Origin of the sequence: Xanthomonas arboricola pv. guizotiae, assembly GCF_002940205.1 — a bacterium.
Taxonomy (GTDB): Bacteria; Pseudomonadota; Gammaproteobacteria; order Xanthomonadales; family Xanthomonadaceae; genus Xanthomonas; species Xanthomonas arboricola_C.
Genome location: NZ_MDSK01000016.1, coordinates 20,112 through 44,226, shown reverse-complemented (window position 1 = coordinate 44,226; position 24,115 = coordinate 20,112). Strand labels below are relative to the sequence as shown.

At 63.9% G+C, this 24,115-nt stretch carries 22 protein-coding genes and 1 tRNA gene; all 23 read right to left on the bottom strand.

The features are described 5' to 3' along the window. Positions 1 to 126 precede the first annotated feature (126 nt). A complete protein-coding gene (locus XarbCFBP7408_RS11545) occupies positions 127 to 1,146 on the bottom strand; it encodes a TraB/GumN family protein (RefSeq protein WP_181106345.1) in 1,020 nt (339 codons plus the stop codon). Between the two features lie 92 nt (positions 1,147 to 1,238). Further along, entirely contained in the window at positions 1,239 to 1,700 is a 462-nt protein-coding gene (locus XarbCFBP7408_RS11540) for a cupin domain-containing protein (protein ID WP_104563069.1), read from the bottom strand. Positions 1,701 to 1,735: 35 nt separating this feature from the next. Next, positions 1,736 to 2,530: a WecB/TagA/CpsF family glycosyltransferase gene (locus XarbCFBP7408_RS11535; protein WP_104563068.1), complete on the bottom strand. Its 795-nt coding sequence runs from the start codon at positions 2,528 to 2,530 to the stop codon at positions 1,736 to 1,738. 4 nt (positions 2,531 to 2,534) lie between these two features. After that, positions 2,535 to 3,329: a polysaccharide pyruvyl transferase family protein gene (locus tag XarbCFBP7408_RS11530; RefSeq protein WP_104563067.1), complete on the bottom strand. Its 795-nt coding sequence runs from the start codon at positions 3,327 to 3,329 to the stop codon at positions 2,535 to 2,537. A gap of 36 nt (positions 3,330 to 3,365) precedes the next feature. Further along, complete coding sequence (locus XarbCFBP7408_RS11525; protein WP_104563066.1) at positions 3,366 to 4,565, bottom strand: glycosyltransferase; 1,200 nt, start codon at positions 4,563 to 4,565, stop codon at positions 3,366 to 3,368. A 64-nt stretch (positions 4,566 to 4,629) separates the two neighbouring features. Further along, positions 4,630 to 6,114, bottom strand: a complete 1,485-nt coding sequence (locus tag XarbCFBP7408_RS11520; protein WP_181106343.1) for a lipopolysaccharide biosynthesis protein — start codon at positions 6,112 to 6,114, stop codon at positions 4,630 to 4,632. A gap of 17 nt (positions 6,115 to 6,131) precedes the next feature. Further along, a complete protein-coding gene (locus XarbCFBP7408_RS11515) occupies positions 6,132 to 7,181 on the bottom strand; it encodes a glycosyltransferase (protein WP_104563064.1) in 1,050 nt (349 codons plus the stop codon). Then, positions 7,178 to 8,320 carry a glycosyltransferase family 4 protein gene (locus tag XarbCFBP7408_RS11510; protein ID WP_104563106.1) on the bottom strand — a complete coding sequence of 381 codons (1,143 nt, stop codon included), beginning with the start codon at positions 8,318 to 8,320 and terminating at the stop codon, positions 7,178 to 7,180. The genes XarbCFBP7408_RS11515 and XarbCFBP7408_RS11510 overlap by 4 nt, the downstream gene beginning before the upstream one ends. Before the next feature lie 67 nt (positions 8,321 to 8,387). Then, positions 8,388 to 9,476: an acyltransferase family protein gene (locus tag XarbCFBP7408_RS11505; RefSeq protein WP_104563063.1), complete on the bottom strand. Its 1,089-nt coding sequence runs from the start codon at positions 9,474 to 9,476 to the stop codon at positions 8,388 to 8,390. 13 nt (positions 9,477 to 9,489) lie between these two features. After that, on the bottom strand, positions 9,490 to 10,581 hold the full coding sequence (locus XarbCFBP7408_RS11500; protein WP_104563062.1) for an acyltransferase family protein: 1,092 nt from the start codon (positions 10,579 to 10,581) through the stop codon (positions 9,490 to 9,492). Continuing rightward, complete coding sequence (locus tag XarbCFBP7408_RS11495) at positions 10,578 to 11,879, bottom strand: polysaccharide biosynthesis protein GumE (RefSeq protein ID WP_104563061.1); 1,302 nt, start codon at positions 11,877 to 11,879, stop codon at positions 10,578 to 10,580. Before XarbCFBP7408_RS11495 ends, XarbCFBP7408_RS11500 begins: the two co-directional genes overlap by 4 nt. 82 nt (positions 11,880 to 11,961) lie before the next feature. Next, positions 11,962 to 13,416 (bottom strand): undecaprenyl-phosphate glucose phosphotransferase, encoded by a 1,455-nt coding sequence (locus XarbCFBP7408_RS11490; RefSeq protein WP_104563060.1) that lies wholly within the window; start codon positions 13,414 to 13,416, stop codon positions 11,962 to 11,964. Positions 13,417 to 13,660: 244 nt separating this feature from the next. Next, positions 13,661 to 15,100: a GumC family protein gene (locus XarbCFBP7408_RS11485; RefSeq protein ID WP_181106341.1), complete on the bottom strand. Its 1,440-nt coding sequence runs from the start codon at positions 15,098 to 15,100 to the stop codon at positions 13,661 to 13,663. Then, a complete protein-coding gene (locus XarbCFBP7408_RS11480; RefSeq protein WP_181106339.1) occupies positions 15,082 to 15,780 on the bottom strand; it encodes a polysaccharide biosynthesis/export family protein in 699 nt (232 codons plus the stop codon). The genes XarbCFBP7408_RS11485 and XarbCFBP7408_RS11480 overlap by 19 nt, the downstream gene beginning before the upstream one ends. A 472-nt stretch (positions 15,781 to 16,252) precedes the next feature. After that, positions 16,253 to 16,329 (bottom strand) — tRNA-Pro (locus XarbCFBP7408_RS11475). A gap of 60 nt (positions 16,330 to 16,389) precedes the next feature. Beyond that, complete coding sequence (locus tag XarbCFBP7408_RS11470; protein ID WP_005995911.1) at positions 16,390 to 16,746, bottom strand: MerR family transcriptional regulator; 357 nt, start codon at positions 16,744 to 16,746, stop codon at positions 16,390 to 16,392. Then, positions 16,727 to 17,026, bottom strand: a complete 300-nt coding sequence (locus tag XarbCFBP7408_RS11465; protein ID WP_002811076.1) for an integration host factor subunit alpha — start codon at positions 17,024 to 17,026, stop codon at positions 16,727 to 16,729. Before XarbCFBP7408_RS11465 ends, XarbCFBP7408_RS11470 begins: the two co-directional genes overlap by 20 nt. 21 nt (positions 17,027 to 17,047) lie before the next feature. Next, the gene (pheT, locus tag XarbCFBP7408_RS11460; protein WP_104563058.1) at positions 17,048 to 19,426 is read right to left on the bottom strand and encodes a phenylalanine--tRNA ligase subunit beta; all 2,379 of its coding nucleotides are present in this window, start codon (positions 19,424 to 19,426) and stop codon (positions 17,048 to 17,050) included. A gap of 126 nt (positions 19,427 to 19,552) precedes the next feature. Further along, a complete protein-coding gene (pheS, locus tag XarbCFBP7408_RS11455; RefSeq protein ID WP_104563057.1) occupies positions 19,553 to 20,548 on the bottom strand; it encodes a phenylalanine--tRNA ligase subunit alpha in 996 nt (331 codons plus the stop codon). Between the two features lie 251 nt (positions 20,549 to 20,799). After that, a complete protein-coding gene (gene rplT / locus XarbCFBP7408_RS11450) occupies positions 20,800 to 21,159 on the bottom strand; it encodes a 50S ribosomal protein L20 (protein WP_003484828.1) in 360 nt (119 codons plus the stop codon). A 10-nt stretch (positions 21,160 to 21,169) separates the two neighbouring features. Continuing rightward, complete coding sequence (gene rpmI / locus XarbCFBP7408_RS11445; protein ID WP_002811096.1) at positions 21,170 to 21,367, bottom strand: 50S ribosomal protein L35; 198 nt, start codon at positions 21,365 to 21,367, stop codon at positions 21,170 to 21,172. Between the two features lie 239 nt (positions 21,368 to 21,606). Further along, complete coding sequence (infC, locus tag XarbCFBP7408_RS11440) at positions 21,607 to 22,149, bottom strand: translation initiation factor IF-3 (RefSeq protein WP_104563056.1); 543 nt, start codon at positions 22,147 to 22,149, stop codon at positions 21,607 to 21,609. Between the two features lie 48 nt (positions 22,150 to 22,197). After that, complete coding sequence (gene thrS / locus XarbCFBP7408_RS11435; protein ID WP_104563055.1) at positions 22,198 to 24,102, bottom strand: threonine--tRNA ligase; 1,905 nt, start codon at positions 24,100 to 24,102, stop codon at positions 22,198 to 22,200. Positions 24,103 to 24,115: the final 13 nt, after the last annotated feature.

The following is a 24,115-nucleotide window of genomic DNA, read 5'->3' as shown; positions in this document are numbered from 1 at the left end:
GGCGTAGGCCGAGCCGATCGATCGCCGGAGCGCGCAATGCGCATCGCCTGCCTGCAAGGACGGCGATCGGTCAGTCGATCGCCGTCTCGTTCCAGACCACAACCGCCGGCCAGTCGTGCCGACGTGTCAAGGCGCTTCCACCACGTATCCCAGCGCCTGCAACCGCACCAGATAGCCATCGGCTGCGGTCAGCCGGCTGATCGGCAGCACCGCGAAGGTGCTGCGATTGCGTTGCAGCGCGGTGGTGGCGATGCTCAACCAGTGCTCGCGCATGCGCCGTTCCAGATCGTCGATGCCGCGCTTCCTGGCGGCGCCGGAACTGGCCATGGCACTCATGCAGGCGGCCTGCGGATCCTCGCGTGGCAACTGGCGCAATGCCTCGATGTCGCCCACCGACCAGGCGTTGGCGCGCTCGACCATCGTGGGCAGGTCGCGCTCGACGGTAACCAGGATGCTGCGGAAGCACGCGGTATCGTCCATGCCGCCGGCGCGGAACTCCTTGATGGCCTGGCGCGGGTCGGCGATCTTGTAATCCAGCGCGGTGGGCGTCGGCTTGATCCCGGCGCGCTTGGCGGCACGCTCCACCACCGACCAGATCACCGGCGAGCGCGCCAGGCCGGAGCGCTTGATCGTCGCCTGATACAACTCACCGGCGGCAAGCATCGGACGCTTGCGCTCCACCCCTCGGTCGCTGCCGAGATAGCGGGCCTTGGCAACCGACCAGCGCGCATACAGATCAGCCGGCAGCAGCGCGCGCAACTCGCGGCCGTCCTCGTTCTTCATCGCCTTCATCGCCGAGGGCAGCAGGGTCAGTTTGCCGAAGAACCCCATGTCCGCATCGATCTGGACGGTCGGCGCCATCAGCACCTGCTGCGACTGGCCGATGATCGTTTCCACCTCGGCCGACTGCCACTGCAGCCGCTTCGGCAGCGGCGACACGGTGCCCAGGATCCACAGCACATGATCGCCCTTGCTGACCTTCCACAGGCCCGGGCCGGGTTGCACCCCGCGCACCACCATCGCTTCCAGATCGACCACGGCCGGCGGCGATGGCGCGGCCGGCGGCGGCGGCGTGCCATCGCTGGCCGACGCCAGCAACGACACCAACATCATTCCCACGCCCCACCCCGCCCGCTGGCCTCGCATCACGTCTCGCCCCCTGTGTGAGAACGCGGACACTACGCCAAGCCGGCCATGGCCGCGTTAGGGAAACGTTCGCCGCCGCAGCCGCCGATGGCTCAGCGTGGATCCAGGCTGGCCAGGTGCGCGGCCAGCGACGAGCCGCCGTCGAGCAGCGCGAATCCTTCCCAGACGAATCCCGGCGAAACCGTGCAGCCCACCAGGGTGAAATCGCCCAGCGACCGCGCCGCCTGCCAGCACCCTGCCGGCACCACGTGCATCGGCTCGCCGCGCTCGGCGGCATCCAGGATCAGGCGTTGCAGCTGTCCGCTGGCCTCGTCGTAGATCGACAGCTCCAGCGCATCGCCCTGTTGCCAATGCCAGCTTTCTTCCGCATCGACGCGATGCCAGGCGCTGGATTCGCCGGCAGCGAGCAGGAAGCGGATGGCGGTCAGCGCCGGGCGCGGCTGGCCGCCCTCTGTGACCTGGCGCGCAGACGCATACACGCGACGGAAATGCCCGCCCTCCGGATGCGGAGCGAGTTCGAGCGAACGGATCAGGTTGGCGGCGGTCGGATGCATGCCTACATGCTAAGCCAGCCAACGCCGCGCATGCATCACGGCAGGTGCTTGCCCGCACGCAGGCAGGTGCGGAAGAACACCAGCAGATCCCAGCTGTAGCGCTTGAGCAGACGACGCGGCTCGTTGAGCAGCCGGTACATCCATTCCATATGCAGGCGCCGCACCCAGTCCGGCGCACGCTTGGCGGTGCCGGACAGGAAATCCAGCAACGCGCCGACCCCGAACGCCAAGGGCACGTCCAAGGCATGGCTGTGATCCAGGATCCAGCGCTCCTGCAGCGGGTTGCCGAAGGCCACCAGCAGCACATCGGCGCCAGAGCGATTGATGCGCTCGGCCAGGCCTTCGCCGGCGGCGGCAAACTCGCCGTAGCCGTCGCACATGCCGACCACCTGCTGGCCCAGGGTTCCACTCAAGGTCGCGGCAGCGGTCTTGCCCACGCCCGGGCGACCGCCGAGCAGGAAGAACTTGAGCGGCTGCGCGGCCTCGCGGCACAGATACGGAATCAGATCGGTGCCATTGAGGTTGCCGGCAAAGCGCCGGCCATGGATCAGGCGTGCTGCCAGATCCATGCCGATGCCGTCGTTGACAATGCGCACGCTGGGCTCGCGCATCCGCAGCCGCAGTGCCTGGCATTGCACGATGAAATTGGTGTTGGCAAAAAATACCCGGCGTGGTTGCCGGGCGGCCAATGCGTGAAACAACTCCAGTGCAAACGCTTCCTGCGTAGTGGAGAGCACCGGAAATCCACCGAGTGGAATCACCACGCCCTGCGGCGTCGCCGCATTGGTGGCAGCGGTCGTCTGCGTATCCACGTGCCGGCCCTGCATCATCGAATCACCAAAGGTCGTAAGGAAACGCGGCCAGCAGCCCGGCCTGCAGCTTTCCCAGGTCGAAATCGCCGTTACCGCCGAGTTGCAGGCACTCTTCCACGCTGTTGCCCGAGTGCCACTGCATGCGTCCGGTGCCGTTGTAGTAGTCGTCGTACTTGAACCGATCCTCGCCGTTGCCCCAATCCAGGTACACCGCCGGAATCCCGTAGGCTTCGGCAAGAATCAGCCCGTGCAGCGAACTGCTGATCACCAGCTCGGCGCCCAGCAACGCACTCATGAACGTCGCCGGCTTGACGTTGGGAAACACCAGGTGATCCGCGTACGCGCTGTACTTCTCCACCGGCTCGTTGAAATGCGGAACGATGGCGAAGGGGCGCTTGTTCGCCGTTCCCAGCGCATCGGCGGGGAAGAACATCGGTGTCAGCAGACCCGGGTCGCCATAGACCTCCGGCACCGCGATCCCGCGATCAAGCAGGAATTGACGCGTCTTCGGACCACGTACTGCACGCACATCGAGCGTGCTGAAGGTATTTCGCTCGGCGGGAATCTTGCCGTTGATGCCGCTGCCCCAGACGGTGTCGCCGTCCTTGGCGAAATGCAGCACCGACCCGATGGCGATCAGCTTCTTGCTGAGATCACGCTTCTCGATCAGCGTCTTGTCCTGCAAGGAGAGCACACAGGACACAATCACCTTGGACAGATGATCGCCCATGTTGACGCCGGCGTTCTTCGGCTGCCACCAGAACAAGGCACGGCGTTCCGCATGTTCGATCCATTTCTGCAACAAAGCATTGGCCATAACGAGCAGTCTCCTTCTAAGGTTGGGTGCGCCACATCAGTGCGAGAGCGCGGCCTCCGAAGAAGCACGCACCGCTGCGCCATCTTGCTGCGGGTACAAACGGGTTTCCGGATACGCACCTGGATTCAGTACGCGGTCGGTGGTGTCGGACCAATTCAGGCATTGGCGGTAACGCGCGCGCGGTGCTTCCAGCGCGCGACTGATGGCCGCAATGACCGACTCAGCGTTGCCGGGAGTGTAGCCGAAACGCGATTGATACGGCCCCACGACGGCATTCGGACACACCGCAGGCAGGCCGAAGAAATCGTATTGCAGCAATTTCATCGAACTATCGGCCAGATACACCGGCACCTGCTCGGATGCGTAAGGTGCGATTCCGAAACGGGCGTGCTTGATGTAGCCGATGGTCTCGGCGTGCTTCATCTCGCCATAGACGACCACATTGTCGCCATAGCCCGGATGCCGCCCCATGCCCGAGCCGATCACATGGAACGTGACCTGCGGGAACGCCTTGCTGGCCACCACGAAGAAGTCCGGATCGAACAACATCGAGCCCACCGCGACCGCATGGATGCCCTCGCCATACGGCGACGGGTCGCCCAGCTGGTCCAGGTTGTGATCCACACCGTGACCGACGTGATACACGTTGTCGCGGCTTGCCACTTCCTCCGCCATTGCCGGCGATACCAAGGCGATCACATCCAGCATCGGTGCGACCCGATCGAACTCGCGCTCGATATAGGACGCGACATTGATCGTGCTCAGGCCATCGGAGGCGCGATAGACCAGCTTGGCTGACGGATTGACGCGCTTGGCCAGCGCGATGAAGGCCACCGCGATACCGCTTTCGAACACGATCACGTCCGCCTCGCGCATCCAGTCCAGCAACTGGCGTGGCGGGTGCGCGGCATACCAGCGGAACATCGCATCTTCGACGGAACGCAGCCAGGCACGGCGCGTGTTGAACGGATGCACCGTCGTGCGCCACAGGTAGCACTCCACACCTTTGTGCGACACCACGGTGTTTGCGGTGTCGTCCAGCGGCAGCCGCATGTCGCCCTTCATGCGCGACAGCCGGCTGTAGCGCAGCGAGAAAAACCGCGTGGTGCCGCGTAGCGCGAGTTGATCGGTGATGAAGTGGATATTCGCACGCCGTGGCGTGCGGTAATCGTGGGCGGACAGGACCAGATAGCAAGGCCGGCGAATGCCGGAAGCGGCGGCGGGTGTATCGCTCATGGGCCGTGTCCTATGAAGGAGTGGGAGAAAGCATGCAGGGACGCAAGCGAAGACGATGTCGATCTCATTGGCGTGCCTTGGCCTGTCTCAGCAACTTGCGGATGTTGAGGATGGCAATGACGTCACGACGGAACGCCGGCCAGATTGCCAGCGCCAGCAGACAGACCGCCGCCATCGTGACCGTAGCAACGGCCAGTTGCTGCCACAGCGGGCCACCGACGGTGACGGAGGCGTAATACGCGCACGCCCCTGCCACGCCGTACGCGGTCATCGCACGCACCGCATTGGTGAACAGCGCGCCGACCGGTGCGTCGGAGATCTTGCCGACCCAGACCAGCGACAACGGCCAGGTCATCAGCAGGCCGAACGAGTAGCCGATCGCCACGCCCATCGCGCCCCAGCGCGAGCCGACGAAGATGCAGCCGATCAGCACGATGCGGCTGACCAGCGAGAACAGCAACTGCGCGCGCATAAGGCCCCTGGCAAGGAACACCCAATAGGTCGCATAGGACGCGGTCTGGAAAATGCCGCCCAGCGTCAGCACCTGGAACAGGGGCACGGCCTCGCGCCACTGCTCGCCCAGCACCAGCACGATCAACGGCATGGCCAGCGCGCAGGCGAAGGCGAACAGCGCAACGATCAGATGCACCATCACCGTCTGCCCGCGCAGCAGGAAGGCGCTGAAGCGTTCGCGGTCGTCCTGCAGCTGCGACAACACCGGCAACGCCACGCTGGTGGCGGGCGCGTTGATCTGATTCAACGGCATCATCAGCAACTGGAACGCGCGGTTGTACAGGCCCAGTGCGTCCGGACCGGTGCGCCAACCGATGATGACCTGCCCCACATTGCGGCTGGCATAGCCCAGCAGCTGCGCAGCCATCAGGTTCCAGCCGAAACTCATGAAGTCGCGCATCGGCGCCGAGCGTTGATACCCGCCCGGCAGCCAGCGCGCACAACTGGCGGCGATGATGAAATTGACCAGCGCCTGCACTACCTGCTGCACCACCAGCGCCCAATAGCCCCAGCCCAGCAAGGCGGCAGCGACGGCCGCGCCCAGGCCCAGCACCTGCGATCCCACATCGCTGAGCGCAACCTGGCCAAAACGCAGCCCACGGCTCAGGTGCGCGCGGTACTGCGTGGTCATGCCGTTGATCAGGAAGGTCACCGCCAGCGCCTGGGAGATCGTCACCAGCGCCGGCTCCTTGTAGAAGTTGGCGATCACATGGGCAGAGGCGTACACCATCACCGACAGCGACAGGCCGATGCCGCTGTTGATCCAGAACAGGTTGTCGCGTTGCTCGCGGCTGACTTGCTTGGCCTGCACGGCAGCGGCAGACAGGCCGAAGTCGCGCAGGATCTCGGCCGCACCGACAATCGCGGTGACCATCGCCATCAGGCCGTAGTCGTAAGGCGTCAGCAGGCGCGCCAGCAGGATGATGCCGCCGAACTGCACGACCATCTTGGCCGACTGGCCGATCATGGTCACCGCTGCGCCACCGGCGGCGCGCGAACCGAGGCTACGCTGTGGCGGTGGCGTGGGGGAATTCATCGTCGGGATCTCTGCGGTCACAGCGTGGCGTCTCCATCCTTGCCGAGCGCTTCCAGGTAGGTGCGGTAGTGCAGCTGTCCGATCCGTGGCCAGTCGCGTTGCGACAGATCCGGCGCCGGGCCGCGCGGCGCGGCGCGCACCTGGTCCAGCATACCGGTCAGCAATGCTGCATCGAATTCGCCGTCGTAGAGAAACACCCAGCCCGGGCCGACTTCTTCGGCGATGGCCGCATTGGATTCGCTCCACGGTGCCAGTACCGGGCGTGCCAGCGACAACGCCAGCAACAAGGTGCCGGAGTTGTGCATCTGCCGGTATGGCAGCACCACCAGCTCGGCCTCGCTGACCTCACGCGCCAGCACCGGTTCCTCGACATAGGCCAGCAGGGCGCTCATGCGCGGATCCTGCGCGCAGGCCTCCTCCACCAGGCTGCGCATCTGCGGCGTGGCCGGGTTGCCGACGATACGCAGCTTCAGGCGCGGATCGTCGACCTGACGCATTACCTCCAGCAGCGTTTCCACGCCCTTGTACGGGCGGATCAGGCCGAAGTGCAGCAGCCGCCCCGGAACCGGCGTGCCTTGCGGCATCCTTGCAAACCACTCGCGATAATGGCCGTGCAGGATGGTGTCGGTGAATGGCGGTCGCGGCGGCGTGGTCGCGTTGATGCGGATCCAGCGACGCGTCAGCCGGTCGAACCAGCGCAACAGGCCGCGCTCGCGCCAACCACGATCCTCGTGCGGCGCAAGATTGTGCAAGGTACGCACCACCGGCGTGCCGCTCAGCTGCAGCTTGAGCAGCAACAGCGCCGCACACATCTGCTTGGCCAGGGTGCCAACCGCACTGGGATGGCGCAGCAGATATTCCGGCCAATGCAGATGCAGCACGTCGTAGCGCGACAGCAGCGCATCGCGCATCGAAAAGAAGCGCGGCTGCACTGCGGCGGGCAGCGAAGCGTAAAGCTGGGTCAGATACGGATTGGTGCTGGCATTGGGCTTCTCGGTGGAGAACAGCACGGTGACCTGCGGCTGTGCCGACGCACGCGCAGTCGCTGCCGATGCAGGCGCGCTCATCGCACTGCCTCCTGGGCGCGGCGCGTGCCCAACGCGATGTGGTACTCGTCGACGTACCGCCCGACCACATGCTTCCAGTCGTAGCGGCTCACATACGCCATGGACGCTGCACGACGCGTATCGAAATCCGCATCCGCCTGCAACGCAAGCGCCTGTACCTGGTCTGCGGCCGCATCGATCCGGTCGCGGTTGACGATCACGCCCTGGCCCGATTCGCCGGCAAGCCGCACGAACGGCGGGATGTCGCTGAGGATCGGAATCAGCCCCGCACTCATCGCCTCGACCGCAGCGATGCCGAAGCCTTCATGGCGCGACAGGCAGACGAAGAATTGCGCCTGCTGCATCAGGCTGCGCAACTGCTCCTGCGACGGCGACATGCTGAGCTGCACCTTGTCCTGCAAGCCCCGCTCGGCGATCGCCTTGCGCAGGTCGGCCTCGTTCAAATCGTATTCGCGCCCGGCGATGATCAGGCGCCACTGCGGGTCGCGCTGCAGTACCGCCTGCAGCAGCTCCAGGGTTTCGATCAGACCCTTGTTCACCGACCAGCGGCCGAAATACATCATGGTCCGTCCCGGCATCGCTGCACCCTGCCCTGCGTATTTCTCCACGTCCACGCCGTTTTCGATCACCCGCAACCGTGCCGGCGACACCACCTTGGCAAATAGTTCGCCGTCGTTCTCACTGGTTGCGATCACCCGCGCATAGGCCAATGCCGAGGTGCGGGTGAGCGTCTGAAACCACAGCTGCTTCATCCGCGAGGCATACGCGGTATGGAAGAAGCCGCCGTGCGTGGACACCACCATCGGCTTGCGATGCAGCGGCCTGGTCAGCGCCAGGTAGTCGTAGAAAAAATCGATGCCATGCAGATGCACCAGATCCGCCGAGCGGATCGCGCTCAGCACCGACGGCGCCAACGGATAACGCGACGAGCCGCGATAACCGATGCGCCGGATCGGCAAGCCCTGATATGTCTCCTGCTCCGCAAGCTGCGCGCCCGGATCGGTAAACACCCGATCCAGGGTCACGATTTCCACGCTATCGGCGCTGGTGGCCTGATGTTGACGGGCCACATTGAGGACGACTTCCTCCATGCCTCCAATCGAAGGATGGAATTGGCGGACAACATGCACCACTTTCATTACGCCAATCTCCTGTGCCAGCGACGCAAACACGTCGGCATGCTCGGCTGATCATTCTGGAAGCTCGTCATTTACGTTTCAATCCCAACATCCACGGCGCCACGCGCACCAGCACCGCGCGCATCGGCACGCTTGCAGCGATCGCGAACGCGCTCAGGCCCATCGCCCAGGCCGGTGTGCCGATCAGGCTGCGCGCGATCACGCCCGTTCGTGCCACCACACTGGTGAGCACCAGGAACACCAATGTGTGCGTGCACAGGATCAGCAAGGTATTGCCACCGATCCACTGCAACCAACGCCACTGTCGAACGAAATACGCCACGCACAAGGTCATCGCGGTGCCCAGCAGGCTGACCAGCAGGAACACCGCAGCGGAATGCCCGAACTGCAGATTGTTCACATCCACCTGCCCGTTCCATCCGGCCAGCCACCACCATGCTGCCGCCAGCACCGGCAGTGCCAACGCCCACACCGAGGCGCCAAGCGCGCGCAGTGCATCGGCATAGCGCGACAGCCATCCGCCCACGGCGATGAAGAACAACGCGACAGGCAGTACATCCAGCGCCAACGGAAGCCGCAGGTGCAACGACGGAAACCAGCCTGCCCATGCCAAGGCGAGCAGCAGGCTTGCTGCCGCCAGCGCCGCCGTCGTCAGGCGCGTGCGCAAGGCGATGTAGGCCAACGTGGTGACGAACAAGGCCGGCAGGAACCACAACGCCGGAAGCACGTACAGGCGCGTGCCGTTGGCCCAGAACAGGCCGATAAACGGATCCCACCACGGCAGCACATGCGATGGATGTGCCGCGCGGCTGGTCACTCCCATCAGCAACCAGCAGGCGTAGGCCACCAGGAAAAACGCGACATAGGGAACCAGCAACGTGCGCGCCAACCTCGCAATCGTCGCCACCGTCATTGCGCGGTGGCCGAAGCGCTCGCCGACCCAGCCGGACAGCACGAAAAACAGCGGCACATGAAAACTGTAGGCGAACAACCTGTAGGCGGCCGGCATGCCGTTGGCATGCCCCAGCACCACCAGGACGATCGCCAGCGCCTTTGCTGCATCGATCTGCCAATCGCGGGTCAATGTAGGCGCCGGCGCAGCCTTGGCACCCAGGCTGCCGTGCCGGGCCGCGTTGGAATACGGTGCGGTGGTCATGGCGCAGCGCCGCTCATGCCGCCACCGGGCGGGCACCCAGGGTCCACGGCGCAAAACGCATCAGCAACCAGCGCAGCGGCACGCACGCGAGCAGCGCAAACACCGTCACGAACACTGCCCAGCCCAGGCCCGGGCGCGAGGCAGCGAATCCACCAGCCAGTGCCGCGACACCGGAGAGCACGAAGAACACCAGCATATGGGTACACAGGATCAGCAAGGTATTGCGGCCGACCCACTGTATCCAGGCCCAGCCCTGCACCAACCGTGCGGCACAGATCACCATCAGTGAGCCGAGTACTGCGCTGACCACAAACCCGGCGTGGTTGCGGCCGAACTCCAGCATGTTGACGTCGATGCGGCCGTTACGATCGGCCAGCCAGGCCACCGCCAACGCCAGCACCACCGTCGCCAGCGCGCTCACCGGCAAGGAACTCGGCAGGCGTGCGGAAACGTGGATCAGCAAGGCGCCCAGTGCGTAGAAGCACAGCGACACCGGTAGAACGTCCAGGCCGAAAAAAAGTCGTACCTGCTGGCCCGGAAACCAGCGCATCCAGCACCAGGCCAGAATCAACGACGCCACCGCGATCACCACCGGCGACAGCCAGCGGCGCAGCACCACATAGCTCAGCACCGTCACCAGCATCACCGGCAGGAACCACAGCGGGGGCTGCACATACAGATCGGGGCCGATGCCGGTGAACATCGCCACGATCGGCTCCCACCACGGATGGCTGCCCCAGCGCGCCGCCTTCTCGCCGATATTGCGCGTCAGCAACCAGTACACATAACCGAGCAGATAGAACGTCACATACGGCAGCAACAGACTGCGTGCCTGCTTGCTGATGGTCTGCGGCAATCCGGTGGTCCGCGACGCATAGCCCGCCGCCAGCCAACCGGACACCATGAAAAACAGCGGCACGTGAAAGCTGTAGGCGAACAACGTCATCGCATGCGGCACGCCCTTGGCGTGGCAGAACACCACCAACAGAATCGCCAGGGCCTTGGTGGCATCGATACGCGGGTCGCGGCTGCGCCTGCCGGTGGCAACGTACGCGCCGACGACCGGTGCAACCGGCTGCGGTGCTTGCGTTGCCGCCACACTCATCGCGTACCTCCCGCGGGCAGTGGCAATCGCGCCTCGTCGTCGGCCGGATCCTGTCGGTGCAGCTGCGTAGCGCTGGCAGCAGCAGACCAGGTCGGCAGCATGTGCCACAGGCAACCACACACGAACCACCACAACGCCGAGGTCTTGATCGAGAAGTAGCCGTTGGACACCAGCAGGCTCAGCGCAAACGCAAAGATCGCCAGGTTCTTGAACAACTGCCCTTCCTTGCTCGGCATCAGCAGCAGGAACGAATACGCCAGCAGGAAGGCCAGCACGCCGACGATCGACTGCGATGCGATGAAGTAGGCAATGCCGCTGTCGAAGTAGCGATACGCCTGCGCAAAATCCAGGCCCATCCAGGAATTGAAGGACAGGTTATTCATCGAGTGGACGGTGAAGAATATCCGCCCCATCGTGGTGTCCTGGTACGCGGTGATGCCCGTGACCCAGACCAGCAACCACGCGGCCATGATCACCAGCAAAAACACCAGGAAGGCCAACCGTTGATCCAGCCGCTTCAATAGCGGCGACAGCAGCACCATCAGTACACAGGTGCCCGCCGCCAATCGTCCGTCCGAGGCCACGATCATGAAGCCGATCAGGCCCACCGACAGGATCAGCGCCGCCGGTCGCATCCAACGCCAGAACACCAGCACGATCGCGGTGAAGAAGCAGATGTAGTTACCCATCGTCACCGGCTCGATGAACATTGAGGAGGCGCGCGGCAGGTTGGAGCCCGGCAGGAAGTTGCGTTCGCCCGGTCGCGTCGCGCTGACGAACAGATTGCTGTCTTCGTTCCAGAAGCCTTCGGCGCTCATGCCGCGCGCGTTGACGAAGAAGCTTTTCGGGTTGACCAGATCGCCGTACGCATTCGGCATTGCCAACTCGAACGCGGCAACCAGCGAAACGATGATGGTCATGCGGATGAACAGCTTGGGCAGCGAACCGGTGTAGGCCGAACCAAGCACCACGAACGCAAACACCACCAGCGCGTCGCGGAAGAACTTCGGATCGATCTGCCAGTTCACCAGGAAGCGCACGAACATCAAGGTGACGATCAGCCCCAGGCCGCTGACGATCAATGCAATGCGCTTGCGGCTCATCGAACCCAGGCCGAGCAGAAAACACGCGGCGTAGACCATGAACTCGACGGCATAGGTGATCACCGGGCGTACGGTGAACACGTTCGCGTTGATCAGCGCCAGCACCAGGTTGTAACCGACGCCGATCAGCAGGGTCAGCTCGATCAACAGATTGTGCCAGCGAACGCGGGCCTCGTCGCTCAGTCGGATCAGCATGCAGACGCCTGTCTGAGAGGGGCGGCTGCAATGCAGCCGCCCGCGGCGCTCGGCACGCCAGGTCGCACACTCCCCGCCATCATCAGTATGCGGTCTTCTGTCCGAGCACACGCACTGCGGTCAGCACGATGATGCGGATATCCAGCCACAGCGACCAGCGACGGATGTAATCCAGGTCGTACTGGATGCGCTTCTTCATCGTGCGCAGCTCCGGGGTTTCGCCACGGAATCCATTGACTTGCGCCCAACCAGTGATGCCCGGCTTGACGTAATGGCGCTGCATATAGTGATTGATCAACTTTTCGTAATGGGTGTTGTGCTGCGCGGCGTGCGGACGCGGACCCACGATCGACATGCTGCCACCGAGCACGTTGAAGATCTGCGGCAACTCGTCCAGGCTGCTGCGGCGCAGGAACGCACCGAAACGGGTGATACGGGTATCGTTCCTGGTCGCCTGCTGGATGGTGGTGCCATGGTCGTCATGCACGCGCATCGAGCGGAACTTGAACATGTAGAACTCGCGTCCACCCAGGCCATGGCGACGCTGGCGGAAGAACACCGGACCCGGCGAACTCATCTTCACACCCACCGCAATCGCAGCCATCAGCGGCCACAGACCCATCAGCGCGACCACGGCCAGGATCTTGTCCTGCAGCGCCTTGGCGACCACGAAGTAGTTGTCGCGGTCCACGCCGCCCTGGCGCAGGTTGATCACCGGTACGTTGCCGATCTGCTCGCCGGACTGGTTCAACAGGCCGAAGTCGAACAGGTCAGGTACCAGCTTCACGTTGATCGGATAGCGATCCAGGCGCTGCAGCAACTGCTTGATGTGGTCGCGTTCGCCCAGCGGCAGCGAAATCCACACCTGCTCGACCTGGTTGTCCTTCAGATACTCGATCAGCGCGTCCGGATCGCCCAGGCACGGCAGCGACTGGCGTTGCTCGGTCACCGCGATGTCGTACGGCGTGCGGAAGTAGCCGACCAGGTTCATGCCGACCCAGGGATTGCGGCTGAGGTAGTGGTTGATCTTCATCACCGGGTGACGCAGACCCACCACCACCACCCGCTGCACGTCCACACCCTGGGTACGCAGGTGGTTCAGGAAACCGCGCAGCACCGTGCGGGCCGCCACCAGCGAGGCCAGCCCACCGACGAACCACAGGCCGATCCAGCCGCGCGAGACCTGCTCGCCAACCTGCACGATCAGTGCGTGCACCGCGAACAGCGCAAACACGCCGCCGAACGCACCGCCCAGCACCATCAGTTCGCTCAACAGCCCGCGACCGCGCCAGCTGCGGTACAGCGGGAACAGCGCAAAGCAGATCACCGAGTACAGCAGCGTGGTGCCGATGGCGACCCGGTACGGTGCCGCAGGCACCCAGGAGCCGAAGACGATGCGGTAGGCGATCAGCCCGGAGACCACGACCATGGTGAGGTCGAAGACGCGCAGGACCAGATCGGCTGCAGCCGAATACTTGGACAACAATCGCGGCGAGGATGTGGTGTAGGTCGCGCTACTCAAGTCTGCCAAAAGCATGGGGATGTCCTCCAAACTCGATACGGCGCATGCGGGGGGAACATACGAAACGCACGCGAGCTTTCAATCATCTCCGTCGAGCGATCACCGCGGTAATACCTACCGACCCCAGATCGCACGACAGCCCTTTGTTTCAACAGAGACAAACTTTCAAACGAAGGATCCCGAAACATACGGGATCCACCCTTTTCCACGCTGAATCAGTTGTCACTTCAATTAACCACCGTTGTGCAACATCACGATGTCAGTCCAACCGCGTCTGCGCTGCCGTGCCGCGCAGGAAGTAGCGCACAAGTGCCACAGCCAAGCCCAGGAATACGCCAAAGATGAAGCCCAAAGCGAGGTTCAATTTGAGTTTCGGCGAAGTCTTAGACGTAGGCACGTCTGCGGTATCGATGATGGTCACGTTGTTGGCGCCGACGTTGCTCGCCACACCGATTTCCTTGTAGCGCTGCAAGAGCGCATCGTAGAGCTGGCGGTTGGTATCGACGTCGCGCTTGAGCATGTTGTAGCGGATGCTACGGCTCTGCAGATCCAGCTCATCGTTACGCAATCCGGCGATGCGCTGGTTGAGCAGCTGCTCCTGATGCACCGACGCGTCATAGGTCGCCTTCAGCGACTGGCGGATATTGACGACCTCGCCATTGATCTGGCGACGCGACTCTTCGATCTGCGCCTTCAGACGCTGCATTTCCGGATAATCCGGCTTGAACGTCGACAGCTTCTGCTGATACTCGGTGCTCAGGCGGATCTGCTCGCCGCGCAGGCTCTGGATCAGCGGATTGCTCAGCACTTGCGGCAGCGACATCGCGTCACCGCTGCTGACCTGACGCCAGGCTGCCTCGGCCTTGATGCGGGCGTCCTGCGCCGATGCCAGCATCGCATTGAGGTCGCTGAGGTTCTGCGCCGGAAGCGATGGCTTGTCGTCGCCCACCGACACGATCTGCTCGTCGGTGGAATAGGAGACCAGACTCTTCTCCGAGTCCTCCACCTTGTCGCGCAATTGCTCCAGGCGCTCGGCCAGGAACTTGGTCGCGAACGAGGACGCCTTGATGCGGCGTTCCTGCGTGCTGACGATGAAGACCTTGGCATAGGTGTTGGCGACCTTGGCAGCCAGCACCGGGTCCGGCGAATCGTAGTTGACGTAGACCAGCCGCGAATTGAGGATCGGCTCGACCACCAGCCCGGCCAGCAGCGTATCGGTCAGGCTGCGCTCGATGATCGCCTGGCGCGAGTCGACCGACTTGCCGGCTTCCGGATTCTTGGCAGCGGCCTTCTCCAGTGCTTCGTCGACCTGCTGCTTGAACGCCGGCTCCTGATCGAGCTTGGCTTCGCGGATGACCGCACGGGCCAGCGAGCGGCTCTGCAGCAACTGATACTGGGTCTGGTAGAAATCGCGGTCCTGCGGCGACTCCACCGGCATCAGGTTGTCGACATTCACCACATTGAGCGAATCGCGCTCGATCTGCAGCGTGCTGGTGGCGCGGTATTTTTCCGGCATCAACAGGGTGACGCCAAACGCCAATGCCACTGCCGCGACGGTGATCAGAATGATCAACCAGCGCTGCGACACCAGCGCGTGCCAGTAGTCGAGCAAGCCAACGTCGGCCAGCTCGAGATGCCCATGACGATGAGACGGGGAAGGACGATTGTCTGAATTCATGCTCATCGGTAAGCGCGCCACACCATCACAAGGGGGGTCAGTTCCAGCATGGTGCGCAACCAGACGCGTGCGTCCGAGCGGTACACCACGACGATGTCGCCGCCATAAATCTCAGGATCCGGATTGGTCCCTTTCTCGATCTCGGTCAGGTCGAACCGTGCGAGCATCTTTTGCCCATTGACCATACGGAACACGATGACGTTGCCGCGGCTGGCCACCGTGCTGACGCCCTTGGCCTGCGCGATGGCCTGCTGCAGGGTCAGATTGGCGCCGATCACCGGATAGATCCCCGGCTCGTCGACCGCACCGGTCACCGTGACCCGGCGACCATTGGATTCCTGCACGAACACCGACACCTGCGGTTGCTGCAGATAGCCGGCGGCGTAGCGTTCTGCCACCAGCTTTTCCAGTTCGCCCACGCCCAGACCGGCTGCCTTGACGTCGCCGATCAGCGGCAGCGAGATGTGGCCGTTCTGGTCGATGCGGACCTGCCGCTCCAGATCGTCGACCTGGAATACCTTGAACAACAGCAAGTCGCCCGGGGCGAGTCGATACTCCGGCTGCACCCCGGACATCGCGAGCGGATCCGGAAGCGGCAGGGAATCGGCCATCTTCGGATCGGTGCTGCATGCGCCCAGTGCCATCGAGCAGATCAACGCCAAGCTGAGGCCTTGGCAAAATCGTCCGATCAGTTTTTTCATGCGTGTGGCTGGCTGCCTCGGTTGGGTGGGACAGGACCTCGCGCAGCATTCGACCGGCCAACACGCCAGCAAGAACGTACGACAGAGAAATTCATCCCGAAACGCTCGGGATCACGACGGGTGTGACGTGTTGCAGTGCACTATGGCATAGAACCCGCGCATCGCAAGACGCTGCTCGCCATTTTTTTGACGGCGTTGGCCTATTGATTCAAGTTCGTCGTTGCGGCGTTAACAAAACGTGATCCACGTACTAATCCACTCCCAATGATTTGGAGCGTTTCCGGGGACTTAGCTGCATTGCGTGATCCAGGTCCATAGCGAGCAGAACCGCAGCCAGGCCGGCCCGGCCAAGCCCGCGATGCTGCTTTGCAGTATGCCGATGGACATATCGTTTCACCCGTATGGCAAGCCGCCACCGCATTGTGCGGCGCAACAAAAAAGCCCATGTCCGTGAAGACATGGGCTCCGTGTTTGGTCGGGGTAGCCGGATTCGAACCGACGACCACTAGTCCCCCAGACTAGTGCGCTACCAGGCTGCGCTATACCCCGAAGATGTTGCATCCGCCGCGAGGGCGGCCTGCGATTATAGCGGCTTTGTGAAAGGTTTTCCTAGCGGCGCAGCAGTTGCAGCACCTCTTCCAGCTCCATCCGCACCTGTTTGATGATCTGGTTGCTCAGGGCCGACTCGCTCTTGGCGCCATCGCCTTCCAGACGCAGACGGGCGCCGCCGATGGTGTAGCCCTGCTCGTACAGCAGCCCACGGATCTGGCGCACCATCAGCACGTCGTGGCGCTGGTAGTAGCGCCGGTTGCCGCGCCGCTTGACCGGTTCCAGGCTGGGGAACTCGGTTTCCCAGTAGCGCAGCACATGCGGCTTGACGTCGCACAGCTCGCTGACTTCGCCAATGGTGAAGTAGCGCTTGGCCGGGATTGGCGGTAGTTCGCGATTACTGCCCGGATCCAGCATAAGCCTCCACCCGCTCCTTGAGCTTCTGGCCCGGACGGAAGGTCACCACCGTGCGGGCCGAGATCGGAATTTCCTCACCGGTCTTGGGATTGCGACCGGGCCGTTGGTTCTTGCGCCGCAGATCGAAGTTGCCGAAACCGGACAGCTTCACCTGACGGCCCTGCTCCAGCGCATCGCGCAGCACATCGAAGAACGCGTCGACAAATTCCTTTGCCTCGCGCTTGTTCAGACCGACCTCGTCGAACAGACGTTCGGCCATCTCCGCTTTCGTCAATGCCATGCCAATCCCCTGGTTACCGCCTCAACTCCGGATCCGGGCGCGGTGCTCGCGCTCGATCACGGCCACCACGTCGGCAACGACTGCATCCACGTCCCGGTCGGTGAGAGTGCGCGAGTTATCCTGCAAAATCAAGCCCATAGCCAGACTCTTGAAACCTGGCTCGACCCCCTGCCCGACATAGCGGTCGAATAGCTGCAGCTCGCGCAACAACGGCCCGACGGCAGTGCGCACACTGGCAGACAGCGCCGCCCAGCTCACCTCTTCCGGCACCAGGAAGGCCAGATCGCGACGCACCGAGGGGAACCGCGACAGCTCGCCGGCACGCGGCAGCGCACGCTTGACCAGCGCGGTCAGTTGCAGCTCGAACGCAATCACACCCACGTCGATGTCCAACGCCTTGGCCAGGCGCGGATGCACCTGCCCGATCCAGCCGATGCACACGCCATCGCGATGGATGTCGGCCGAGCGCCCCGGGTGCCCGAAGGGCTGCGCTGAGGGCTGGAATTCCAGCACCGCGCCACTGGCCGCGGCCAGCGCCATCAGGTCGCCCTTCAGATCGTGGAAGTCCACCTTGCGCGCGGGCTCGCCCCACTGCAGCGCCAGGGCATCGCCACACACGGCCGCGGCGACATGCTGCGACTCCTGCGGAGCAGCGCCGACGTCGGAAGCGGCCGCGAACACCTTGCCCAGCTCGAACAGGCGCACGCGCCCGGCCTGGCGGGCGGCATTGCGGCCCAGCGTCGCCACCAGGCCCGGCAACAGGCGTGGACGCATGATCGCCAGCTCGGCACTGAGCGGATTGGCCAACGGCACCAGACCGTCGGTCAGCTGCCAGCGCTCCAGCAAGGTGGCATCGACGAAGGCGTAATTGATGGTTTCCTGCAGTTCGCGCGCCACCAGCTGGCGCCGCACGCTGAGCTCATCGAGCTGGGTTTCGCTCGGCATCGCAATCCGGCTTGCCCCACCCGGCAGCGTGGTCGGCACGCGGTCGTACCCGTGGATACGCGCCAGCTCCTCGATCAGATCCTCTTCGATGGCGATATCGAAGCGACGGCTCGGCGCCGTCACCTGCCAGCCTTCGGCAACCGCCTCGAGCTGCATGCCGAGCGCGCCCAGAATGCGCACGACCTCGGCATCGTCGATCTGGATGCCGAGCACGCGCGCGATCCGCGCACGCCGCAGCAGGATGCGCGCCGGCTGCGGCAGATGCTCCGGCAACTGCGCATGCACGACCGGGCCCGGCGTCCCACCGGCCAGTTCCAGCACCAGCCGCGTCGCCACTTCGATCGCCTGCGGCGGCAATGCCGGATCCACACCACGCTCGAAGCGATGACCGGCATCGGTATGCAGACCGAACTTGCGGCCGCGCCCCATGATCGCGGCCGGATCGAAGTACGCCGACTCCAGGAACACGTTGCGCGTGGTCTCGGTGACGCGGGTCTCCAGGCCGCCCATCAGGCCGGCCAATGCGACCGGGCGGTCGGCATCGGTGATGGTCAGGAAGCTGTCGTCCAGCGTGACCTGTCGCCCGTCCAGCAACGCCAGCTGCTCGCCGCTGCGCGAATGGCGCACGCCGATCGGGCCTTGCAGCGTGTCCAGATCGAACGCATGCATCGGCTGGCCGAGTTCCAGCATCACGTACTGGGTGATGTCCACCAGCAGCGAAACCGGACGCACGCCGCTGCGACGCAACCGCTCGGCCAACCACACCGGCGTTTTGGCGGCCGGGTCGATGCCTTCGATCACCCGTCCGCAATAGCGCGGCGCGGCGTTGCCGGCATGCAAGTCCACCGCCAGCGTGCGCGTGGACACCGGTGCCACCGCCCCGGCGTCGAAGGCCACCACGGCGCTGTCGCATGCGGCCGCCACATCGAAGGCGATGCCGCGCACGCTGAAGCAGTCGGCGCGATTGGGCGTCAGCTTGATCTCGATGCTGGCATCCGGCAGCCCCAGGTACTCGGCCAGCGCCTGACCCACCGGTGCATCGTCGGGCAGCTCGAACAGGCCGGACACGTCGCTGTCCAGCCCCAGTTCCTTGGCCGAGCACAGCATGCCGTTGGACGCCACCCCGCGCAGCTTGGCCGCGGTAATGGTCCGCGCGCCGATCTGCGCACCGACCAGCGCCAGTGGTGCCACCAGACCGGCACGCGCATTGGGCGCGCCACACACGATCTGCAGCAACTCGCCCTGCCCTGCGTCGACACTGCAGACCCACAGGCGATCGGCCTCCGGATGACGCACCGCCTCGACGATACGCGCCACCACCACCTGCCCCAGCGCCTCGCCCAGCGGCGTGACCTCTTCGACCTCCAGACCGATCGCCGTCAGCGTCGCGGCAAGCTCGTCGCGGCTCGCCTGGATGGGAACGTGGCTGCGCAGCCAATTTTCAGAGAATTTCATGAGGAGCCGGGAATCGGAAATGGAGAATGGGGAATCGCAAAAGCGGGGGCGTCGGGCCTGGGGAACGGAATCCAAAGAGCATGTGGCTCCAGCGATTCCCGATTCCCAATTCCCGATTCCCCGCCGTCAGGCGAACTGCCTGAGAAAACGCAAGTCGTTATCGAAGAATGCGCGCAGGTCGTTGACGCCGTAGCGCAGCATCGCAAAGCGCTCCACGCCCAGGCCGAACGCGAAGCCGGTGTGGCGCTCCGGGTCGATGCCGACGCTGCGCAGCACGTTCGGGTGCACCATGCCGCAGCCGAGTACTTCCAGCCAGCGCGTGCTGCCGTCGGGCTGCTGCCAGGCGATGTCCACTTCCGCGCCCGGTTCCACGAACGGGAAATAGCTGGGGCGGAAGCGCATTTCGAAATCGCGCTCGAAGAACGCCCGCACGAACTCGGACAAGGTGCCCTTGAGATCGGCGAAGGTGGAGTGCTCGTCCACCAGCAGGCCTTCGACCTGATGGAACATCGGCGAATGGGTCTGGTCCGAATCGGAGCGGTACACCTTGCCGGCCGCGATCATGCGCAGCGGCGGTTTGTGCGCATCCATGTAGCGCACCTGCACGCCCGAGGTATGCGTGCGCAGCAGACGCCCGTCGCCGAAATAGAACGTGTCGTGCATTGCGCGCGCCGGGTGGTGCGGCGGGAAGTTCAGGGCTTCGAAATTGTGCCAGTCGTCCTCGATCTCCGGGCCGTCCGACAGCTCGTAGCCGAGCCGCGCGAAGATTTCGACGATGCGCTCCAGCGTGCGCGTGACCGGGTGCAGACCACCGCGTTCGCTGCGGCGGCCCGGCAAGGTGACATCGATGCGCTCGCCGGCCAGACGGGCGTCCAACGCGGCGTTTTCCAGCATGTGTTTGCGCTCGGCCAACGCAGCGGTCAGCGCATCGCGCGACAGATTGATCGCTTCGCCGGCCGCCTTGCGTTGCTCGGCGGGCAACGTACCGAGCTGCTTGAGCTGGGTGGTGATGCTGCCGCTCTTGCCAAGCAGCGCAACGCGCAAGGCTTCCAGTTGGTCCGGCGTCTGCGCGGCGGCCACATCGGCCAGCGCGCGCGCGGTCAGGGATTGAATCTCACTCATTGCACTTGCGCCTCAACTGCTAACCGAACGGTGTTTCCGGATACACCGGAACGCATTGTCACTGCATTGACCTGTCATCGACCACTTGGCGACGTCGCTACAACGCAAAAGGGGAAGGACTCGCGCCCTTCCCCCTGCATCTCTGCGTTTCACCTCATCGACAGCAGCACACCGAGTGTGACTACATCCGATGACTCGCTTCTTTCAGCAGTCCGCACATGGATGTGCGGGCTCCTGCGAGGGACTCGCACCTATGCCGCCAGCGCGCCCTTGGCCTTCTCAGCCAGCGCGGCAAAGCCGGCGGCGTCGTGCACCGCGATATCAGCCAGCACCTTGCGGTCCAGGGTGATGCCAGCCTTGAGCAGGCCGTTCATGAAACGGCTGTAGCTCAGGCCGTTGATGCGGGCAGCCGCATTGATGCGGGTGATCCACAGCGAACGGAAATTACGTTTCTTCTGCTTGCGGCCGATGTAGGCGTACTGCTGCGCCTTGATGACTGCCTGCTTGGCAACGCGGAAGACCTTGCGGCGAGCGTTGTAGTAACCCTTCGCCAGGGTCAGAATTTTCTTGTGGCGGCGACGCGCCTGTACGCCACGCTTTACTCGTGCCATGGGTCAGTCCTCAGAGGTAGGGAAGCATACGATCGAGACGGCCAGCGTCCTCGGCACGGACGTGATTCGTCTGCCGCAGGTTGCGCTTCCGCTTGGTCGCTTTCTTCGTGAGGATATGGCTACGGTTTGCGTGGCCGCACTTGTACTTGCCGGAGGCGGTCTTGCGGAAACGCTTGGCCGCCGCCCGGTTGGTCTTGATCTTGGGCATTGCAATGTCCTTGATGGTGTTTTGTCACTGACCCGGGCGGCAGTCTTGCGACCACGCTTTCCATCCTTGCCCTTGCCTGCTTGTAAGCCCTAAATCGAACACGATCCGGACAGGTCCTGTACCGCTTGCGCGGCGCCCCGGCAAAACCGGGCCGCGCAGTCTACCCGTTGCCTGGAATTCTTGCAAATGGATGCTGTCACCGGCCAGGGCGCGCCCGTCGGGCCCGCCCTGGCGCGGGATCAGACCTTCTTCTTCGGCGCGATCATCATGACCATCTGGCGCCCTTCCAGGCGCGGACGCGACTCGATGACGATGTCGTCGCCCAGGTCGGCCTCGATCCGGGACGCCATTTCACGCCCCAGCTCCTGGTGGCTCATTTCGCGGCCACGGAAGCGGATGTTGACCTTGACCTTGTCGCCCTCTTCCAGGAAACGGCGCATGTTGCGCAGCTTGATCTGGTAGTCGCCCTCGTCGGTGACCGGACGGAACTTGAGTTCCTTGATCTCGACCTGCTTGGTCTTCTTCTTGGCCTCGTTGGCCTTTTTCTGCTGCTCAAACTTGAACTTGCCGAAATCCATGATCTTGCAGACCGGCGGATCGGCCTGCGGCTGGATTTCGACCAGATCCAGGCCTTCTTCCTCGGCCTTGGCGAGCGCTTCGTCGCGCGACAACACGCCGACCATCTCACCGTCGCTGCCGATCACGCGGACGCGCGGCACACGGATTTCTTGGTTCTTGCGGTTCTGTTTGTTGTCAGGGGTACTGATATTGCAATCTCCCAGGGGAATCGAACCGGCGCATCCGGATCATCCAGACCGGCCGGGGTTGGCTCACGCTGCCTGCTCTGCCTGCAGACGTTCGATGAAGGCCGAGACCGCCATGGTCCCGAGGTCCTCTCCCGAACGTGTCCGCACGGCGACTGCGCCATTTTCCTTCTCGCGGTCACCGACGACGAGCAGGTACGGCACGCGTTGCAGCGTATGCTCGCGAATCTTATAACCGATCTTCTCGTTACGCAAATCGGCGCTGACACGGAAGCCTTGATTTGCAAGGGTTTTCCGAACCGAGTCCACATAGTCTGCCTGGGCATCGGTGATATTTGCGACAACGACCTGGACCGGGGCCAGCCAGGACGGCAAGGCGCCGGCATGGTGTTCGATCAAGATGCCGATGAAACGCTCCATCGAACCGACGATGGCCCGGTGCAGCATCACCGGATGCTTTTTCTGGCTGTTTTCGTCCACGTACTCGGCACCGAGACGGCCCGGCATCATGAAATCGACCTGCATGGTGCCCAGCTGCCAGGTACGGCCGATCGCGTCCTTGAGGTGGTACTCGATCTTGGGGCCGTAGAAGGCGCCCTCGCCCGGCAGCTCCTGCCACTCCACCCCGCAGACGCCCAGCGCGCTACGCAGCGCGGCTTCGGCCTTGTCCCAGGTGGCATCGTCGCCCAGGCGCTTTTCCGGACGCAGCGCAATCTTGATCTGGATGTCGTCGAAGCCGAACGCGGTATAGACCGCCAGCGCCTGCTGATGGAAGGCGGTGACTTCGGATTCGATCTGCGATTCCAGGCAGAACACGTGGCCGTCGTCCTGGGTGAAGCCGCGCACGCGCAGGATGCCGTGCAGCGCGCCCGAGGGCTCGTTGCGGTGGCAGGCACCGAACTCGCCGTAGCGGATCGGCAGGTCGCGGTAGCTGTGCAGGCCCTGGTTGAACACCTGCACGTGGCCCGGGCAGTTCATCGGCTTGACCGCGTAGGTGCGCTTCTCCGACTCGGTGAAGAACATCGCGTCCTGGTAGTTGTCCCAGTGGCCGGATTTCTGCCACAGCGACACGTCCAGGATCTGCGGGCAGCGCACTTCGCCGTAGCCGCTGTCGCGGTAGACCTTGCGCATGTACTGCTCGACCACCTGCCACAGCGACCAGCCCTTGGGGTGCCAGAACACCAGGCCGGGCGCCTCTTCCTGCAGATGGAACAGGTCCTGCTGCTTGCCGATGCGGCGATGGTCGCGCTTGTCGGCCTCTTCCATGCGCAGGATGTAGGCGTCCAGCTGCTTCTTGTCGGCCCAGGCGGTGCCGTAGATGCGTTGCAGCTGCTCGTTCTTGGCATCGCCGCGCCAATAGGCGCCGGAAATGCGGGTCAGCCTGAAGGCCTTGAGGAAGCGCGTGTTGGGCACGTGCGGGCCGCGGCACATGTCCACATATTCCTGGTGGTAGTACAGGCCCATCGCGGTGATGTCGTCGGACATGTCCTCGATCAGGCGCAGCTTGTACTCCTCGCCGCGCTGGGCGAACACCTCGATCACTTCGGCGCGCGGGGTGACCTTCTTGATCACGTCGTAGTCCTGCGCGATCAACTCCTGCATGCGCTGCTCGATCGCGGCCATGTCGTCCGGCGTGAACGGGCGTTCGCTGTAGATGTCGTAATAAAAGCCCTCGGCGATGACCGGGCCGATCACCATCTTGACCTCGGGGTACAGCTGCTTGACCGCATGCCCGACCAGATGCGCGCAGGAATGGCGGATGATCTCCACGCCCTCGGCGTCCTTGGCGGTGATGATGCGCAGGCTGGCGTCATGGTCGATGACGTCGCTGGCATCGACCAGCTGGCCGTCGACCTGGCCGGCGATGGTGGCCTTGGCCAGGCCGGCACCGATCGACTGGGCGACCTGCATCACCGAGACGGGGGATTCGAATTCGCGGCGGCTGCCGTCGGGAAGCGTGATGTTGATCATGGGCAAGAATGAG

Excerpts from the sequence above, each read along its gene's own strand:
- pheS (WP_104563057.1), bottom strand. The coding sequence starts at position 20,548 with ATGAGTGAGATTCAATCCCTGACCGCGCGCGCGCTGGCCGATGTGGCC.
- XarbCFBP7408_RS11505 (WP_104563063.1), bottom strand. The coding sequence starts at position 9,476 with ATGACCACCGCACCGTATTCCAACGCGGCCCGGCACGGCAGCCTGGGT.
- XarbCFBP7408_RS11540 (WP_104563069.1), bottom strand. The coding sequence starts at position 1,700 with ATGCATCCGACCGCCGCCAACCTGATCCGTTCGCTCGAACTCGCTCCG.
- XarbCFBP7408_RS11465 (WP_002811076.1), bottom strand. The coding sequence starts at position 17,026 with ATGGCATTGACGAAAGCGGAGATGGCCGAACGTCTGTTCGACGAGGTC.
- XarbCFBP7408_RS11510 (WP_104563106.1), bottom strand. The coding sequence starts at position 8,320 with ATGAAAGTGGTGCATGTTGTCCGCCAATTCCATCCTTCGATTGGAGGC.
- XarbCFBP7408_RS11470 (WP_005995911.1), bottom strand. The coding sequence starts at position 16,746 with ATGCTGGATCCGGGCAGTAATCGCGAACTACCGCCAATCCCGGCCAAG.
- thrS (WP_104563055.1), bottom strand. The coding sequence starts at position 24,102 with ATGATCAACATCACGCTTCCCGACGGCAGCCGCCGCGAATTCGAATCC.
- XarbCFBP7408_RS11535 (WP_104563068.1), bottom strand. The coding sequence starts at position 2,530 with ATGATGCAGGGCCGGCACGTGGATACGCAGACGACCGCTGCCACCAAT.
- XarbCFBP7408_RS11490 (WP_104563060.1), bottom strand. The coding sequence starts at position 13,416 with ATGCTTTTGGCAGACTTGAGTAGCGCGACCTACACCACATCCTCGCCG.
- XarbCFBP7408_RS11480 (WP_181106339.1), bottom strand. The coding sequence starts at position 15,780 with ATGAAAAAACTGATCGGACGATTTTGCCAAGGCCTCAGCTTGGCGTTG.
- XarbCFBP7408_RS11530 (WP_104563067.1), bottom strand. The coding sequence starts at position 3,329 with ATGGCCAATGCTTTGTTGCAGAAATGGATCGAACATGCGGAACGCCGT.
- XarbCFBP7408_RS11500 (WP_104563062.1), bottom strand. The coding sequence starts at position 10,581 with ATGAGTGTGGCGGCAACGCAAGCACCGCAGCCGGTTGCACCGGTCGTC.
- rpmI (WP_002811096.1), bottom strand. The coding sequence starts at position 21,367 with ATGCCCAAGATCAAGACCAACCGGGCGGCGGCCAAGCGTTTCCGCAAG.
- rplT (WP_003484828.1), bottom strand. The coding sequence starts at position 21,159 with ATGGCACGAGTAAAGCGTGGCGTACAGGCGCGTCGCCGCCACAAGAAA.
- pheT (WP_104563058.1), bottom strand. The coding sequence starts at position 19,426 with ATGAAATTCTCTGAAAATTGGCTGCGCAGCCACGTTCCCATCCAGGCG.
- XarbCFBP7408_RS11525 (WP_104563066.1), bottom strand. The coding sequence starts at position 4,565 with ATGAGCGATACACCCGCCGCCGCTTCCGGCATTCGCCGGCCTTGCTAT.
- XarbCFBP7408_RS11495 (WP_104563061.1), bottom strand. The coding sequence starts at position 11,879 with ATGCTGATCCGACTGAGCGACGAGGCCCGCGTTCGCTGGCACAATCTG.
- XarbCFBP7408_RS11545 (WP_181106345.1), bottom strand. The coding sequence starts at position 1,146 with ATGCGAGGCCAGCGGGCGGGGTGGGGCGTGGGAATGATGTTGGTGTCG.
- XarbCFBP7408_RS11515 (WP_104563064.1), bottom strand. The coding sequence starts at position 7,181 with ATGAGCGCGCCTGCATCGGCAGCGACTGCGCGTGCGTCGGCACAGCCG.
- XarbCFBP7408_RS11520 (WP_181106343.1), bottom strand. The coding sequence starts at position 6,114 with ATGAATTCCCCCACGCCACCGCCACAGCGTAGCCTCGGTTCGCGCGCC.